Source organism: Pediococcus acidilactici DSM 20284 (genome assembly GCF_000146325.1).
Lineage (GTDB): Bacteria > Bacillota > Bacilli > Lactobacillales > Lactobacillaceae > Pediococcus > Pediococcus acidilactici.
In genome coordinates this window covers 1,819,861-1,835,786 of record NZ_GL397067.1, presented here as the reverse complement: position 1 = coordinate 1,835,786, position 15,926 = coordinate 1,819,861, and the positions used below count along the sequence as shown (strand labels likewise).

The window sequence follows — 15,926 nt, the reverse complement described above, 5'->3', positions numbered from 1 at the left end:
TTGGGCGATTGGTCTTTAGATTTGGTTAACCGGAAGAAGTTAGGGCTGGAACTCGTTTTGACTAGGCAGCAGAGAACCCTCGAGGTTTAACGGAATCAAGGGAATTAATTGCGAGCTTTGCGATTGGTTCCCTTGATTTGGTTAACCGGAAGAAGCTGGTCCTGATAGCACGTTTTGACTAGGCAACAAAGAACCCCGAAAATAAGGGATCTTCAAAGGAAAAATCCCCATATATTTACGTTGACTTATATACCCGCAGAGCGTATTCTGTGTTGGAATTAAAGAGGTCCTAGCAGGGAGGCGCTGATGATGAATGCAAAAAAGGTATTAGATGTGCAACAAATCCAAAAGAACTTTGGTAAAGTTCAGGCATTGCGAAACGTTACTTTTCAAGTAAACCGTGGTGAAGTTTTCGGATTTATTGGGCCCAATGGTGCGGGAAAAACGACGACAATTCGGGTGATTTTGGGGATTATTAAAGCAAGTGCAGGAAAAGCCACCATGTTTGATCAAGATGTTTGGCAAAATCGGGTGGCAATTCATCGCAGGCTTGCTTACGTACCAGGCGATGTATATTTGTGGCCTAATCTGACTGGTGGCGAAATTATTGACTTATTCCTGAAAATGAACGGAGAAAAGCATTCTAAGCGGACTGATGAATTAATTGAACGCTTTGATTTGGACCCGAAGAAAAAGGCGCGAACTTATTCAAAAGGAAATCGGCAAAAAGTGGCGTTAATCGCGGCTTTTTCCCAAAATGCGGAGTGTTACATTTTTGATGAACCCACTTCGGGGCTAGATCCCCTGATGGAAGAGGTTTTTCAGGAGGAAGTGTTAAAACTTAAGAACGAAGGAAAGGCGATTCTATTGTCTAGCCACATATTATCTGAAGTGGAGCGGATGTGCGATCGAATTGCCATTATTCGTGAAGGGATCATTATTGAGCAGGGAACGTTAGATGAAATGCGGCACTTAACCCGCACACAAATTACCGTGGCTACTAAAGACGCTGCTGAAACGGTTAAAAATATACCTGGGGTGCACGCATTTGAGGTTGATCAACGGAACCCGAAAAAAATTAGTTTTTCTGTCGATACGGACGCGATTAGCAAAGTGATGAGAATTTTGACGGTGAAAAATATTTTAGCGATCCAAAGCACTCCGCCAACTTTAGAAGATCTATTTCTCAGATACTACAAACAGGACGCAAACCAACGTAAGGTGATTGATCATGAAAAATAAAATGAAGGGTTACGGACTGTTGACTGCGTTAAATTTACGTCGTGATCGTTTAAACATTGGCGTTTGGGTCTTAGTATTAGCAGGGCTGATGGCTAGCGTGGCGTTCAAGTTTGAAACGCTGTACGGAACTCGCCAAGCAATTTCGTCCATCAAAGCAACCCTCAATACACCGGCAATGCAAGCCTTTTTCGGGACGTTTGATACCCCGTTAAAAACTAGCGGAGACCTGTTTGCAACCGAGATGTTGGTATTTATGGCAATTGCGATGATTGCGATGAACATTTATTTTGCAATTCGTGCTACTCGTGGCGAGGAGGATCAAGGTCTTACGGAATTGGTGGTCGCTCACGACGTTGGTAACTGGTCGATAATTATGGCAGCGCTCACGGAACTATTCATAATCAATGCGGTCACGGGAGTGCTATATAGTTTAGCAATCCAATTTAGTTCTATGGCGGGGGTTAACGCGAATGGAGCGTGGTTAATTGGCTTGAGTTTAGCAGCCGGAGGATTACTGTTTGGCATGGTTGGTTTATTAATGGCTCAAGTTTTTGATAACGCTCGTTCGGCGACGATTGCTAGTTACATGATTTTGGTGGTGATGTACGTTGCCCGGATGTTTACCGACCTTAAAAATCCTGCCCAAACTTGGTGGGTTCCCTTAGGATGGATTGAAAAAATTGAAGCTTTTCATGACAATAACTGGACGCCCGTTTTTCTAACGTTCAGCTTAGGGATGCTGATTGGTTTAGCAGTCTTGGCGGTTAACCAAAGCCGAGACGTGGGCGCGGGCATGTTTCAGGGATCTGTGGGACGGGCCCGCGCAGCACGTACCTTACAAGGACCCATTACGTTAATCGAAAAATTACAACGTCATAGTAATTGGATTTGGTTATTTTCACTATTTATCCTAGGCGGAATGCTCGGTTCAATTTTTGATACGGTGGGAGATATTTTAAAATCTAACCCGACCATGCAACTCGTTATGCAAAAATCGGCAATCCACAGTGCTAATCACCAAATTTTGCTTAATTTCATTTCAATTATTGGCATGATTATGGCTGTTTTAGGAACGATTCCAGCAGTGATGAGCGTTAATAAACTCCATGGTGACCAACAACGCGGTTATCTTGAAAACGTGTATGCTAAGGCGGTTTCGCGCAACCGCTTGTTGACTGGGTACGTGGCCAACGGAGTAGAAATTGGTGTTCTAGGTTTTGCGGTAGGACTGTTGGGAGTTGACGTTGCGGGAAATTGGGTGCTGACCCAGGGTGACATTGGCTTTGCAGCATACGTAAAAACTTTCATTGCCTTTGCTCCCACAATTATCTTGACCGTTGGCCTGGCAGTCTGTTTTAACGGAATTGCGCCGAAGTTAAACGGAATTACCTGGTTGTATCTGGGGTACGCATTCTTTACTAGTTATCTTGGCGGTCTACTTAAACTACCAGCCTGGACTAAGCAACTTACCGGATTAGGATGGACCAAGATGGTTCCTTTAGACAAGGTTAATTACAGTTATGTGTTTGTTTTGATAGCGCTCGGGTTACTTTTAATGGTCATTGGTTATTGGGGATTTAATCGGCGCGACCTCTCTTAAAAGCGATTTTTAGCCAAAATAAAAAGCAGGGAGATAGTCCCTGCTTTTTGTGTACCTAGCTTAATCGGTAAAGTGATCTACTTCCGGAACGACCGGCGGCACATCGGCGAGCTCTTCAGGTTTTAGTTTGTGGACCAAGAACCAGTCGATATGGGCGTTTTCGTTATCAAGCACTTCGAAATCATAGTTTTGAATTCGAACGTGTTCATGTACTTTGATTTCCGGGTTGTGATCGATGACGTAACCACCAAGGGTAACCACGTCTTCTTCTTCAAAGTCGGGCACGTCAATGCCAAAGTACCGTTCAAAATCGTACACCGTCATTTTTCCGCTAACCTTGAAGTAACCGTCAGCTTCTTTATGAATGTAGTCTCCCGAAACGTCGTCAATTTCGTCGTTGATGTTGCCGAAAACTTCTTCGTAGATATCCTTATCGGTGATGATTCCACTTGTTCCGCCGTATTCGTCAACCACTACGGAAATCGGAACTTGTTTTTTAATCATTTGTTCTAGGACGTCTTGTAACGCCAGCGTTTCAGGAACGGTAATGATGTTACGTAATAACTTGCTGACCTTAATATTACCGTCCACTTGGCTTTGCCGAATGATGTCGTAGTTGTAGATGTAACCGAGGATCTTATCCTTATCGTTATTAGCAACTACTGGGAAACGGCTAAAGCGACTTTGTAAGTATTGGCGTAACGCATCGTCTACCGTGCTGTCGACATCTAAAACTACTAATTGAGTTCGGTCGATCATGATGTCTTTGGCGACCTTATCATTAAAATCAAAGGCCCGTTGCATATAAACGTAGTCGTTTTTGTCTAATTCTCCGCCGCTAACCGCGTTTTTAGAAAGGTTTAAAATTTCTGCTTGGGAGAAGATTTCTGAGTTCTCGTCGGCAGGCTGCATTCCCATTAACCGGACAATTCCGTTTGCCGAAGCGTTCAGTAACCACACGAATGGATAAAAAGCAGTGTGGAAATAGTGAAGCGGAGTTACCACCCACATCAAAACCTTCAACGGAATGTCGATACTGATGTTCTTGGGAACAATTTCGGTGATTACCACTTCTAAGTAAGTTAGTAGTAGAACCCCGATTACTGCCCCCACAATGTGCAGCGAGGCACTGTTAACCATGTGTGTAGCCCCAAATAGTTCGACCACGAAATATTCAACCGTTGATTCACCAATCCAACCGAGGATGATCCCACAGATTGAGGTACCAACCTGAGTAGTTGAAAGATATTCGTTTAGGCGACTAACCATCCGCATTGCCAATCGATATTTCTTTCGCTTGCGTGCGCTAGTTGCTTCTTTTTCGGCTTCTTCTAAGGCACTGGGCCGGGTTTGCACAAGGGCAAATTCGGCGGCAACGAAGAAGTAAGCTAATATAAAAGTGATAAGTATCACAATCAGGTTAGAGACTATCTGACCGCTATCCAAAAATAATTCCCCATTTCTTTTTTCTCGTTATTGTTATATTATACAACGTTAAAATTCAAATTAGTATGCCAAGAACCGTACTTTACCGAAACTAAGGGGATATTTCAAGGAATCATTCCCAAAAAATTTATTCGTTGACTAGCTGTAACAATTGTAATCGCTTTTATTGGTGGTATGATGATGTTGTTTAAGAAACTTTAGAATTTATCTGGAGGTATGGAAATGAAGCAAATTAACGTGGGCGGCATGCACGCTTCCAACGTAGCGTTAGGAATCATGCGGATGGATGCGCTCTCCGACGAAAAGGCTGCGGAAGTAATTGATGCGGCTGTAGATGCGGGGATTAACTATATTGACTCGGCAGATTTATACGGGCATGGAGCATCAAGTGCAAAGTTTAAGGCTGGTCTTAAGCTAGCTAAGGCTAGTCGCGATGAACTATACATCCAATCCAAGGGTGGCATTGTCAGTGAAAATGATGGGGACATTCCGTACGGCAACCGTTACAACTTTAGCAAGCAACATTTGATTGCCGCGGTAGATGGCGAATTACAGCGCTTGGGAGTGGATTACTTAGATTCATTTTTACTTCACCGACCAGATCCGTTAATGGAACCTGCAGAAATCGCGGAAGCCTTTGATGAATTACAAACGGCGGGAAAAGTACGGCATTTCGGGGTGTCCAACTTTAACCCGATGCAAATAGAACTATTACAAAAATATTTGCAACAAAAGCTAATCATTAACCAGCTCCAATTTGGCATTATGCATACGGGGATGATTGACTTTGGCATGCACACCAACATGACTGACGACCGGAGCGTCAACCACGATGGTCAGATTCTTGAATATTCCCGGATTCATGACATGACGATTCAAGCGTGGTCACCTTACCAATACGGATTCTTCGACGGGGTGTTCATTGATAATCCGAAGTTCCCTGAGTTGAATAAGAAAATGCAAGAAATTGCGGATATTTATGGGGTAACCAAGAACGCCATTGCCACGGCATGGATTTTACGTCATCCCGCTCAATTCCAAGTATTATTAGGTACCATGAATCCGCAACGGATTAAGGAATCGGCAGCTGGTAGCGACGTGGAGCTTACCGGACAAGAATGGTACGACATTTATTACGCAGCGGGTAATGATTTACCATAGGCGATGAAAAAAGCAGCTAAAAAATCATTTTGGGATTTTGCCTTTTAATGAAGTTAAAGGTCAGTTTGTTCTGCTTAACCCAAAAGCGACCATCATGCCCAATTCAGGCATAATGGTCGCTTTTAGTTAGTGCTCACAAACTATCCGACTTTGGTCCCACACACTTTTTTAGGAACTATTGCTTATTGACGTCACTAATCTTCATGGTAATGTTTTTAGGCTTGTCTTGGACGACCACGATGGTTCCTTTGCCAAGAAAGTCTTTCGAACCACTGTATTTAATAGTGTATTCCTTAGCAACGGCACCTGAATTTTGCAGGCCCATTACGTAAATTTCGTCATCGGTAAAATCGTCGCTAAAGGCAAACGCAATTACGGGAGTAACCACAATTTGGTCCTTTTTCATTTGTTTCAACGTATCCCACAAGCCTTTAATTACTTCGCTTGGGAACTGTTCCTTAACTTCTTCAGCAACTTTTCTTTTTTTAGTTGGATCAAACATTTTACTTTCCTCCACCTGTGAATAATATGAATAGATTACCATAAAAGATGACTTTTGATAATTATTGTTTATTACACGAGGTAATCTAGTTTATAAAACTAGGTAATGATGTTACAATAAAAGAAAACAAATAAGGAGGTTTTAGCAATGAGTAATTATAAAGAATATCAACGGTGGTTGGAATTAGTCAGCCGGGTGGAATTACCACACTGGGATGATTTGCCAAATTTTGATTTGTATATGGACCAAGTAGTGGCGTTGATGACGGAATACACGGGACCTTTAGGCTTGGAAGCAGTGACGCCGGCAATGATCAACAACTACGTGAAAAATAAAGTGATTGTCGCCCCAGCGAAGAAGAAGTATCAGGTAATGCAAATCGCGGATATCCTCTTGTTGACGTTGCTAAAGCAATCCTTTTCGATTCAAGAGATTCGTTCGGGAATTGACCGGGTAACCGCAAGTGAATATCCGAAGCAGGCCTATGACCGATTTATTGATTTGCTAAATAAGAAGATTAGCTTGATTGGTAAATCAAGACCAGATCGCCATGCAGAAAACCTAACGGACCAACTACTGGAAGCAGCATCAGATATGGTGGTGGACCAGTTGGAAACCAACCAACTAGTAAAAATAGTAAAGAATTCAAAGTCGCACGAACCGACGAAAATAAAATAGAGCGTTCTGGAGCCCGGGTAGCTCTTGAGGACTAACAGAATTAGGAACTGATCGCGGGTTAGGCGATTGGTCCCTGATTTGGTTAGCCGCAGAGAGCTGGGGTCCATAACGCGTTTTGACTACGTAGCATAGAAAGAACGGAATCACGCCACTAATTGCGGTTTAGGCAATTGGTGACGTGATTTGGTTAACCGGAAAGGTTTGGGTTACGGAGCACGTTTCGACAATGCAGCATAGAAAGAATGGAATTAGGGACTGATCGCGGGTTAGGCGATTGGTCCCTAATTTAGTTAGCCGCAGAGAGCTGGGGTCCATAACGCGTTTCGACTACGCAGCATATAAAACTGTCAGTTGGGTGGATAATTTTTTTAGGGTGAATGTTTGCACAGAACCTTGTTAAACTAACCAAAGCATGTAAAATTAGTTTTGGAAATAATAGGACATCAATATTTGCGGACGTAAATAATATCTACCCAAAGGAAGTTTAAAGAAATGAAGTTTGCCATTCGCGCGCAAAATCTGGAATATAAGCTCACGGAAACTGAAGAAAATATTGTCGAGTATATTTTGGTACACCAAGCTGAGGTAATTAACATGAAAATCGTTACCTTGGCGGAACGCTTTTTTACCGTACCCAATACCATTACCAGATTTTGCCGTAAGTTAGGTTATGGCGGGTTTACCGAATTAAAAGTGGAACTGCGCCACGAACTCCTCGAAAAGCAAACTGGCAATCAACAACTGGCCTTAATTGAGGAAAATTTCGGATTAGTTGATGAAAAGCGGGAAATAAAATTAGCTAAATTACTTCAAAAAGCACGTTTGGTTAACTTTTATGCGCAAGATCAAACCCATTTGATTGCTGAATTAGGGGTAGAATGTTTTCAAGTTTTAGACAGTAAATTTCAGCTCTTAGGTTATGAAAAAGAGGTGTTGAGCCGAATTAACAATGGAGCGGGGGACGTCTTCTTCTTTATTTCAATTTCAGGAGAAACACCTGCGATCGTTAATTTAGCTAAAAAAGCCAAGGAGCGGGGACATCAGGTGGTTAGCTTAACCAATCTATCAAATAATTCGTTATCGGCAATCGCGGACGTTGCCATTTATTGCTTGACGGAGGTCACTTACATTGCGGGAATCGAAGTTACTGATAAAACTCCGATGTTTGTGATTTTGCAATCCCTGTTTCAGCGTTACTTAGAATTGTGTAAAATTACACCAAAAAAGACCGAAACGTTGTAGTTTCGGTCTTTTTTTCTAATTTTGCCGTTTGACCGCCGTTGCAATGGTACCCTTAACTCAATAAAACGATTACATAGGAGGTTACCTTTATGTCAAAGGGAAAGAAAAGAATCGCTTTAGGAGGCTTTTTCCAAGAACTGGGGAAAACATTCATGCTGCCAGTTGCTTTAATGGCATTTATGGGGTTGTTATTGGGACTTGGAAGCTCTTTTTCGAGTCCAACCACTATTGATGCATTTCCATTTTTAGGAAATAGCATTCTCCAAGTGGTTTTTAAGTACATGTCGGCCATCGGCGGTTTTGCTTTTAATAACTTAGCGGTAATGTTTGCGATGGCGATTCCTCTGGGACTTGCCAAAAAGGAAAAGGGAGTTGCTGCATTTTCCGGGTTCGTTGGTTACATGGTAATGAATTTAGCAATTAATTTTTATTTAGGTTTAACTAACCAACTTGCCGACGCGGATGCAATGCAAAAGGCGGGGCAATCGCTAGTTTTAGGTGTTCAAACCATCGAAATGGGCGTGCTGGGCGGAATTATAACCGGAATAATTGTGTATAACTTGAATAAAAAATATTGCACGATTCAATTGCCAGATAGCTTTGCTTTCTTTGGCGGTGCGCGTTTCGTACCGATCATTACGTCGTTAGTGATGGCCGTCGTGGGGATCATTTTGCCAATTATCTGGCCGATATTTGCCTTTTTAATTAACGAAGTAGGAGCTTTGATTCACGGTGCCGGACCATTTGGACCAATGTTGTTCTTCTCGGGTGAACGATTGCTGTTACCATTTGGACTACATCACATTCTCGTTGCCACCATCCGGTTTACCCAAGCAGGAGGCACCATGTTGATCGATGGTCACCAAGTTTCGGGGGCCCTCAACATTTTTTACTCGGAATTACAAAATCATTTGCCAATTTCGCATAGTGCGACCCAATTTTTATCTCAAGGAAAGATGCCGACCTTTATGTTTGGGCTCCCTGGCGCAGCGTTGGCAATGTACCACACGGCCAAACCCGAAAATCGGGCCAAAATAAAGGGTCTATTAATTTCCGGGTTCATTGCGACCTTTATTACTGGAATCACGGAACCAATTGAATTTTTGTTCCTCTTCATCAGTCCGTTTCTCTGGCTTTTCCACGTCTTTATGACTGGTTTTGGAGCCTTAGTGGTCAGCTTGTTAGGGGTTAACATTGGCAATACTGACGGTGGAGTCCTCGATTTCTTAATTTTTGGGGTTATGCAAGGCACCCAAACTAAGTGGTATTTAATTCCAATTGTAGGGATCTTTTGGTTTTTGGCATACTATTTCACTTTTAAGAAATTTATCCTTTGGCGTGATTTAAAAACACCGGGACGGGAAGTTGCTACGGAACCAGAATATACGGATGCTGAAATTCGGACGAGTGGAAACGCCGGTGGATATGACATTCCGGGAATTCTCAAAGCACTTGGTGGAAAAAGCAATATTGTCACTTTGGATAACTGCATCACCCGTTTGAGATTGATTGTTAAGGACGGCTCAATCATCAATGACGAGGAACTTCAAAAATTAGGTGCTTTAGGAGTAGTTCATTTAGATGATACAAGTGTCCAGGTGATTATTGGAACTAAGGTTACTACCGTGCGCAACGGATTAGACGCCCTTTTAGAAGGTGCCGAACCCGAAGCTAAAAAGTTCCAAATTGGAGCGCCATTAGCTGGAAAAGCGGTGCCATTAACGGAAGTTCCGGATGCGTTTTTTTCAACTGGAATGATTGGGCAAGGTGCGGCAATTCAGCCTACGGACGGACAAGTGGTTTCTCCGGTAGACGGAGTGGTTACAACGGTCTTTCCTACTAAACACGCAATTGGAATTAAAGCAACTAACGGAATGGAAATTTTAATTCATTTGGGAATTGATACTGTCAAACTAGACGGAAAGCCGTTTGAGACCAAGGTTGCCGTTGACGAACAGGTTAAGGTCGGTGATTTATTAGCTACGGCAGACTGGCAAATGGTAGCGGATGCGGGGCTAGCTACGGTTACGCCAGTGGTGGTTACTAATTTTGCTGAGTACACTAACGTCGGGATGATTGCTAAGGGAATGGTAGAAAAAAATACGCCAATCATTGAGGTTGAAAGTGCCTAAGTTGTAAAAGCAGAGATTGAAAAGAGAAGGTCGTGAAATTTTGATGAATTTTGATAAAGTGATTAATCGAAAAGGTACTTATTGCACGCAATGGGATTATGTGCAGGACCGGTTTGGCAAGGCGGACTTATTGCCGTTTACCATCTCAGATACGGACTTTGCGGTACCGCCTAGCGTAAATGAAGCGATTCAAAAGAGGATTCAACATCCAATTTATGGTTATACCCGTTGGAATCACAGTGATTTTAAACAAGCCACGCAGCATTGGTTTCAAAAGCGTTTTGGATTGAAAGTGGATGGCGAGTGGATTGTGTATAGTCCGTCGGTAATTTATTCGATTTCCCAACTATTACAAATAAAGTCAAAACCAGGTGAGGGAGTGGTAATGCAAACTCCTGCGTATGATGCTTTTTTTAAAACTATTCATGCTAACCAACGAAAATTGGTTGAAAATCCGTTGCGGTATCAAAATGGGCAGTACACGATTGATTTTGCGGATTTGGAAGAAAAGCTAGCCGACCCTAATAATCAAATTATGTTGCTTTGTTCGCCACATAATCCCACTGGTCGCGTCTGGACCACGACAGAATTACAAAAAATGGTTCAACTATGCGAAAAGTACCACGTTTTTATCATCGCGGATGAAATTCACATGGACGTCGTGCGAAAAAATGTGCATCACCAAAATATTCTAAAGTATGTGGAGCAAAACGCCGCGTTACTTACTTCGGGAACTAAAACTTTTAACTTTCCAGGATTGATTTTTTCATATTTGTTAATCCCAGATCCAGAATTAAGAACCCAGTTTAACTACGCCTTAAAAAATAAGGACGGCCTGTCTTCATGTAGTATTTTAGGAATGGAAGCTACGATGGCTGCGTACAAAAATGGATCAGCGTGGGTGGACGAGTTAAATGAGTACGTGGAAGCTAACGTGGAACTGGTTCGTACGTATTTAAAACAGCACTTGTCCCAAGTTAAGCTGGTAGAATCGGAAGCAACGTATCTGTTGTGGTTAGACGTAACCGACCTGCCACTTTCCATGGAAACTATTCAAAAGTATTGTGTAGAAGTGGGAAAGGTTGCCATTATGGGTGGCGGCATTTATGGCGGAAATGGTAAGCAGTTTTTACGGCTTAACGTCGGATGCCCGAAGACGAAGGTTCAAGATGGCTTGGAACGCTTGCAACAAAGCATTACTGCGGCCCTCCAATAAAAAATAATCCCCCAAACCAGATGGCAATTTGCCCACGGTTCGGGGGATTATTTTATTCAGTAATATCACCAAAGGTACCATGAACCAAGTCAGCGAGGTCCGTAGCTTTTAACTGAACGGAACGGCCAATTTTACCCGAAGAAACGATAATAGTCCCTTGTTCCTTAGCGATTTCCGAAATGTAAATTGGAAATCCCTTGGTTTCGTAAATGCCAATCGGGGTGTTGGCGCCGTGTTCGTACCCAGTCGTTGCCACCAAGTTCTTTAGCGGAATCATACCGACTTTTTTATTTCCGGACAGCTTCGCTAATTTTTTATAGCTAAGGTGTTCGTCCACGGGGATTACCCCAACCAGCGGACCGGTTTGGCTACCGGTTAAAGCGAGGGTTTTATAAATGACGTGATCGTCGATTCCGATGTGGTCGACGTTGAGTTGCTTAACGTCCCCATCTTGGTACGTTGGAAAAACGAATTGTTGGTACTCAATTTTATGTTTATCTAAAATTTGTTCTACTAAGGTTTTGGAAATTTTTCCTTTTTTCTTTTTCTTCGACATAATCTATCACCCAGCAATGTATTTTAGCACATTGAGCGAATCCCTCACAAAATGAAAGTGGTAAGTTTGCTATAATGATATAGCAACTAATCTACAGGAGATAATTTAATGAAAGATCTGATTTACCGAAAAATCATCCATGATTTGAAAAAACGTATCTTTAATAATGAATTTCCGTCAATGCGTTTGCCAGACGAACGCTCTTTAACGGCAGAATATAACGTTAGCCGTAGTTCCGTAAAGCGGGCGCTTAGCTCGATGGCGCAAGAGGGGATTGTGTTTAAAAAACGGGGATCGGGAACCTTTATCAATCCGCTGTACTTAAAGAGCCAGTCATCGTTTAATTACGAAGGTTCCAACATCGGAATTACCGACAGTTTGAAATCCAACGGAAAAAAGCAGGGAATTAAGGTGCTAGATTTTTCCGTGATTCCAGCCACTAAGAGCATGAAGACCGACCTGTTCTTAAATGACGGGGATTTTGTCTATAAAATTCGGCGCCTGCGCTTATTAGATGAGGAGCCGATCATGATTGAAACGGGCTACATCCCCATTAAAATCGCGCCAGAATTATCCAAGGCCATTGTGGAAAAATCAATTTTTAATTACTTGGAAGACGCGAAGGGACAACAAGTAACCCGTTCATATATGTCGATTCAAGTAGCTCCTTCTAACCAAGAGGACCAAGAATTACTAGGATTAACTGCTAACGAACCGGTCGGCATTATGTCCGGAATTTTTTTCATGGATGACGGAACCCCCTTTGAAATTTCAAATATGCGAATTCATTACCGGCATATGAATTACAGCACGTTTGTATCAGTAGATTAGGTTTAATTTTTTAAAATAAATAACGGTAAATTACCATTTTTAACCGAGTATGCAGCACAAAGGAGGTTTTTAGAACCTCCATAATCGTTGTAACGGCGCTGTTTGTACGCGGCTATTTTTATTTTCAAAAAATTGGACCGTATCAATTTATAAAATGATTGACCTTTTTCGAGAAAGCGGTTATACTTATCTCGTAAATTAATTAATCAGTTTTTCGCTCACGAAAGGAAGATTACGATGACAGACTATTCATCTAAAGCTTACTTTGACAAACTTGAAAAGTTTTGGCGCGCAGCTAACTACCTCTCAGTTGGTCAATTGTATTTAAAAGACAACCCATTATTGAAGCGTGACGTTAAGGCCTCCGACGTTAAGGTTCACCCAATCGGACACTGGGGAACGATTCCTGGTCAAAACTACATTTACGCTCACTTGAACCGGGTTATTAACAAGTACGGCGTTAACATGTTCTATATCGAAGGACCAGGTCATGGTGGACAAGTAATGGTTTCTACTTCATACCTTGACGGTTCATACACTGAAGCTTACCCAGCAATTACCCAAGACGAAGAAGGAATGAAGAAACTCTTCAAACAATTCTCTTGGCCAGGCGGGGTTGCTTCTCATGCCGCTCCTGTAACACCAGGTTCAATCCACGAAGGTGGCGAACTTGGTTACTCACTTTCTCACGGTGTGGGTGCTATCTTAGATAACCCAGACCAAATTGCTGCAGTAGTAATTGGTGATGGGGAAGCTGAAACTGGTCCTTTGGCAACATCATGGAACCACAACCGTTTCATCAACCCAATTACTGACGGTGCGGTATTGCCAATCTTGGACATCAACGGTTACAAGTTGAGTAACCCAACCCTTACTTCCCGGATGACGGATGAAGAATTAGCTGAATTCTTCCACAGTCAACATTGGGACCCATACTTTGTTGAAGGCGACGATTCTGAAGCAATGGATCCTAAGATGGCTGAAGTAATGGACAAGGCAATCGAAAAGATCCAAGAAATTCAAAAGAATGCTCGTGAAAACCATGACGAATCATTGCCATACTGGCCAGTAATCGTCTTCCGTTCACCAAAGGGCTGGACTGGTCCAAAGACTTGGGACGGTAAGGTTATCGAAGGTACTTTCCGTGCTCACCAAATTCCAATTCCTGTTGACCAAAACAACATGGAACACGTTGATGCACTAGTTGACTGGATGAAGTCATACAAACCAGAAGAATTGTTTGACGAAGATGGTCACATCGACCAAGACATTCTTGACTTCGTGCCAAAGGGTGACAAGCGGATGGCTGCTAACCCAATCACTAATGGTGGGGTTCACCCAACTGACTTGAACTTGCCTGACTTCCGTCAATACGCGGTTGACACAAGCAAGCGTGGTCTCAACATGAAGCAAGATATGTTGGTATGGTCCGACTACTTGCGTGACGTGGTTACTAAGAATCCAAAGAACTTCAGAATGTTTGGTCCTGACGAAACGATGTCAAACCGTCTCTATGGCCTATTCGAAGTAACTAACCGTCAATGGATGGATTCAGTTAAGAAGGACTGGGATGAAGCAGTTGCTCCAGAAGGTCGCATTCTTGATGCACAACTTTCCGAACACTCTGCAGAAGGCTGGCTTGAAGCATACACCTTAACTGGTCGTCACGGAATCTTCACTAGTTATGAAGCATTCCTTCGGGTAGTTGACTCAATGCTTACCCAACACTTCAAGTGGTTACGGAAGGCTTCTGAATTAGACTGGCGTCGTGATTACCCATCATTGAATATTGTTTCAACTTCAACAAGTTTCCAACAAGATCATAATGGTTACACTCACCAAGACCCAGGTATCTTAACTCACTTAGCTGAAAAGAAACCAGAATTCATTCGCGAATACTTGCCAGCTGACGCAAATTCATTGTTAGCAATCAGCCCATTAGTAATGAACGATCGTGGTAAAGTTAACTTGATTATTGCATCTAAGCAACCACGTCCACAATTCTACTCAATGGCTGAAGCAGAAATGCTTGCTAACAACGGTTTGGGAATTATCGACTGGGCAAGCACCACGAATGGTGAAGAACCAGACGTAGTTATCGCTGCTGCTGGTACTGAACCAAACATGGAAAGCTTGGCTGCAATTAACATCTTGCACGACCGCTTCCCAGAATTGAAGATTCGCTTTATCAATGTTATTGACCTATTGAAGTTACAAAGTCCAAAGGTTAACCCTAACGGCTTGAGTGACGAAGAATTCGATCGCTACTTCACTAAGGACAAACCAGTAATCTTCGCCTTCCATGGTTTCGAAGACTTGATTCGTTCAATCTTCTTTGACCGTCACAACCATAACTTACACGTTCATGGTTACCGTGAAGAAGGGGACATTACTACTCCGTTTGATATGCGAGTTCTTAACGAACTTGACCGCTTCCACTTGGCTCAAGACGTAATCAACTCAATTTCAGAATTTAACGAAAAGGGTGCAGACTTTGCCCAAGAAATGGACAATATCCTTGCTCGCCATCACGAATACATTCGTGACCATGGTGACGACCTTCCAGAAGTTAAAGACTGGGTATGGAAAGACGTTAAATAATTAAAGCTTAAAGATTAAACAATAAAAGCTGAAAGCAAAGGCCCTTACGGGCGGCTGCTTTCAGCTTTTTTGTGTTGTAGTAATAATGGAAGTAACTATTGCAAACAAGAGCTTAGAGAAGTTAATCCACGTGTAAATCTACAGAGTCAAATAATTGTGCAATTTGTTCAGGAGTGGTTCGCTTCATGGAAAGCGGTGGAAGCTGGTCTTTATCAAACCATTGCATCGCAACCGTTTCACTGTTCTTAACGAATTCACCACTTTCCACTGTACAAGCGAAAATAAATTTATAATACTGAAAAGTTTGCGGGACGTCTTTTCTTAGGGAGGTATCATAGACAGCGCGAAGGGTAGCCGTGTTTACGGTCAGCCCAGTTTCTTCGTGCACTTCTTTAATGACGTTTTCTTTTAAGGTCCAGCCAATTTCTGCAAAACCGCCGGGGAGAGCCCATTCACCGTGTGAGTTTTCCACGAGCAATACCTGATTTTTTTGGCGAATAAAGGCTCGCACGTCCACTTTGGGAGTTGGATACCCCGCCTCGTCCTTAAAGAGTTCCGCCACGGTGGTTACTTGCACATTTCCAAGCTCACTCAAACGTTGCATCGCAAGCTGACGGAGATCTTGATAACGTTCGATATCAAAGCGATCGCTTGCGTAAGCTAATCCAGCTTCGCTAATTGCTAATATTCGACGAATGAAAAAAAGTTCTTCCAAAATA

Annotated in this window: 13 protein-coding genes; 9 read left to right on the top strand and 4 right to left on the bottom strand. The window is 42.6% G+C overall.

What is annotated here, in order from left to right; genetic code table 11:
* The first annotated feature begins 306 nt into the window (after positions 1 to 306).
* Positions 307 to 1,242: an ABC transporter ATP-binding protein gene (locus HMPREF0623_RS08730; protein ID WP_004166744.1), complete on the top strand. Its 936-nt coding sequence runs from the start codon at positions 307 to 309 to the stop codon at positions 1,240 to 1,242.
* The gene (locus tag HMPREF0623_RS08725) at positions 1,232 to 2,842 is read left to right on the top strand and encodes an ABC transporter permease (protein ID WP_004166743.1); all 1,611 of its coding nucleotides are present in this window, start codon (positions 1,232 to 1,234) and stop codon (positions 2,840 to 2,842) included. Before HMPREF0623_RS08730 ends, HMPREF0623_RS08725 begins: the two co-directional genes overlap by 11 nt.
* A gap of 60 nt (positions 2,843 to 2,902) precedes the next feature.
* On the opposite strand, the gene HMPREF0623_RS08720 is transcribed toward HMPREF0623_RS08725, so the two are convergent.
* Positions 2,903 to 4,288, bottom strand: a complete 1,386-nt coding sequence (locus tag HMPREF0623_RS08720) for a hemolysin family protein (protein WP_002830067.1) — start codon at positions 4,286 to 4,288, stop codon at positions 2,903 to 2,905.
* A 222-nt stretch (positions 4,289 to 4,510) separates the two neighbouring features.
* On the opposite strand from HMPREF0623_RS08720, the gene HMPREF0623_RS08715 reads away from it, so the two are divergent.
* Positions 4,511 to 5,449 carry an aldo/keto reductase gene (locus tag HMPREF0623_RS08715; RefSeq protein ID WP_002830066.1) on the top strand — a complete coding sequence of 313 codons (939 nt, stop codon included), beginning with the start codon at positions 4,511 to 4,513 and terminating at the stop codon, positions 5,447 to 5,449.
* 175 nt (positions 5,450 to 5,624) lie between these two features.
* Here the strand turns inward: HMPREF0623_RS08715 and HMPREF0623_RS08710 are convergent, their stop codons facing one another.
* Positions 5,625 to 5,951, bottom strand: coding sequence for a hypothetical protein (locus tag HMPREF0623_RS08710; RefSeq protein WP_024862611.1), 327 nt, complete (start codon positions 5,949 to 5,951; stop codon positions 5,625 to 5,627).
* Between the two features lie 147 nt (positions 5,952 to 6,098).
* Here HMPREF0623_RS08710 and HMPREF0623_RS08705 point away from each other — a divergent pair, with 147 nt between their 5' ends.
* From HMPREF0623_RS08705 to HMPREF0623_RS08690, 4 genes are all read left to right on the top strand, one after another.
* Positions 6,099 to 6,629, top strand: coding sequence for a DUF1836 domain-containing protein (locus tag HMPREF0623_RS08705; RefSeq protein ID WP_002830062.1), 531 nt, complete (start codon positions 6,099 to 6,101; stop codon positions 6,627 to 6,629).
* A gap of 492 nt (positions 6,630 to 7,121) precedes the next feature.
* Positions 7,122 to 7,871 (top strand): MurR/RpiR family transcriptional regulator, encoded by a 750-nt coding sequence (locus HMPREF0623_RS08700; protein ID WP_002830061.1) that lies wholly within the window; start codon positions 7,122 to 7,124, stop codon positions 7,869 to 7,871.
* An 89-nt stretch (positions 7,872 to 7,960) separates the two neighbouring features.
* Positions 7,961 to 10,003, top strand: coding sequence for a maltose/glucose-specific PTS transporter subunit IIBC (gene malX / locus HMPREF0623_RS08695; protein ID WP_004166740.1), 2,043 nt, complete (start codon positions 7,961 to 7,963; stop codon positions 10,001 to 10,003).
* A 43-nt stretch (positions 10,004 to 10,046) separates the two neighbouring features.
* The gene (locus HMPREF0623_RS08690; RefSeq protein ID WP_036671457.1) at positions 10,047 to 11,219 is read left to right on the top strand and encodes a MalY/PatB family protein; all 1,173 of its coding nucleotides are present in this window, start codon (positions 10,047 to 10,049) and stop codon (positions 11,217 to 11,219) included.
* A 52-nt stretch (positions 11,220 to 11,271) separates the two neighbouring features.
* Here the strand turns inward: HMPREF0623_RS08690 and ybaK are convergent, their stop codons facing one another.
* A complete protein-coding gene (gene ybaK, locus HMPREF0623_RS08685; RefSeq protein ID WP_002831043.1) occupies positions 11,272 to 11,775 on the bottom strand; it encodes a Cys-tRNA(Pro) deacylase in 504 nt (167 codons plus the stop codon).
* A 108-nt stretch (positions 11,776 to 11,883) separates the two neighbouring features.
* On the opposite strand from ybaK, the gene HMPREF0623_RS08680 reads away from it, so the two are divergent.
* Positions 11,884 to 12,606 (top strand): GntR family transcriptional regulator, encoded by a 723-nt coding sequence (locus tag HMPREF0623_RS08680; protein ID WP_002830056.1) that lies wholly within the window; start codon positions 11,884 to 11,886, stop codon positions 12,604 to 12,606.
* Between the two features lie 237 nt (positions 12,607 to 12,843).
* Positions 12,844 to 15,207 (top strand): phosphoketolase family protein, encoded by a 2,364-nt coding sequence (locus tag HMPREF0623_RS08675; protein ID WP_004166737.1) that lies wholly within the window; start codon positions 12,844 to 12,846, stop codon positions 15,205 to 15,207.
* Between the two features lie 121 nt (positions 15,208 to 15,328).
* Here HMPREF0623_RS08675 and HMPREF0623_RS08670 read toward each other — a convergent pair whose 3' ends face one another.
* Positions 15,329 to 15,922 (bottom strand): NUDIX hydrolase N-terminal domain-containing protein, encoded by a 594-nt coding sequence (locus HMPREF0623_RS08670; RefSeq protein ID WP_002831046.1) that lies wholly within the window; start codon positions 15,920 to 15,922, stop codon positions 15,329 to 15,331.
* Between the last annotated feature and the right edge of the window lie 4 nt (positions 15,923 to 15,926).

Bases quoted from the DNA above. Each gene is read 5' to 3' on its own strand.
- HMPREF0623_RS08730 (WP_004166744.1), top strand. From the start codon at position 307: ATGATGAATGCAAAAAAGGTATTAGATGTGCAACAAATCCAAAAGAAC.
- HMPREF0623_RS08725 (WP_004166743.1), top strand. From the start codon at position 1,232: ATGAAAAATAAAATGAAGGGTTACGGACTGTTGACTGCGTTAAATTTA.
- HMPREF0623_RS08715 (WP_002830066.1), top strand. From the start codon at position 4,511: ATGAAGCAAATTAACGTGGGCGGCATGCACGCTTCCAACGTAGCGTTA.
- HMPREF0623_RS08710 (WP_024862611.1), bottom strand. From the start codon at position 5,951: ATGTTTGATCCAACTAAAAAAAGAAAAGTTGCTGAAGAAGTTAAGGAA.
- HMPREF0623_RS08705 (WP_002830062.1), top strand. From the start codon at position 6,099: ATGAGTAATTATAAAGAATATCAACGGTGGTTGGAATTAGTCAGCCGG.
- HMPREF0623_RS08700 (WP_002830061.1), top strand. From the start codon at position 7,122: ATGAAGTTTGCCATTCGCGCGCAAAATCTGGAATATAAGCTCACGGAA.
- malX (WP_004166740.1), top strand. From the start codon at position 7,961: ATGTCAAAGGGAAAGAAAAGAATCGCTTTAGGAGGCTTTTTCCAAGAA.
- HMPREF0623_RS08690 (WP_036671457.1), top strand. From the start codon at position 10,047: ATGAATTTTGATAAAGTGATTAATCGAAAAGGTACTTATTGCACGCAA.
- ybaK (WP_002831043.1), bottom strand. From the start codon at position 11,775: ATGTCGAAGAAAAAGAAAAAAGGAAAAATTTCCAAAACCTTAGTAGAA.
- HMPREF0623_RS08680 (WP_002830056.1), top strand. From the start codon at position 11,884: ATGAAAGATCTGATTTACCGAAAAATCATCCATGATTTGAAAAAACGT.
- HMPREF0623_RS08675 (WP_004166737.1), top strand. From the start codon at position 12,844: ATGACAGACTATTCATCTAAAGCTTACTTTGACAAACTTGAAAAGTTT.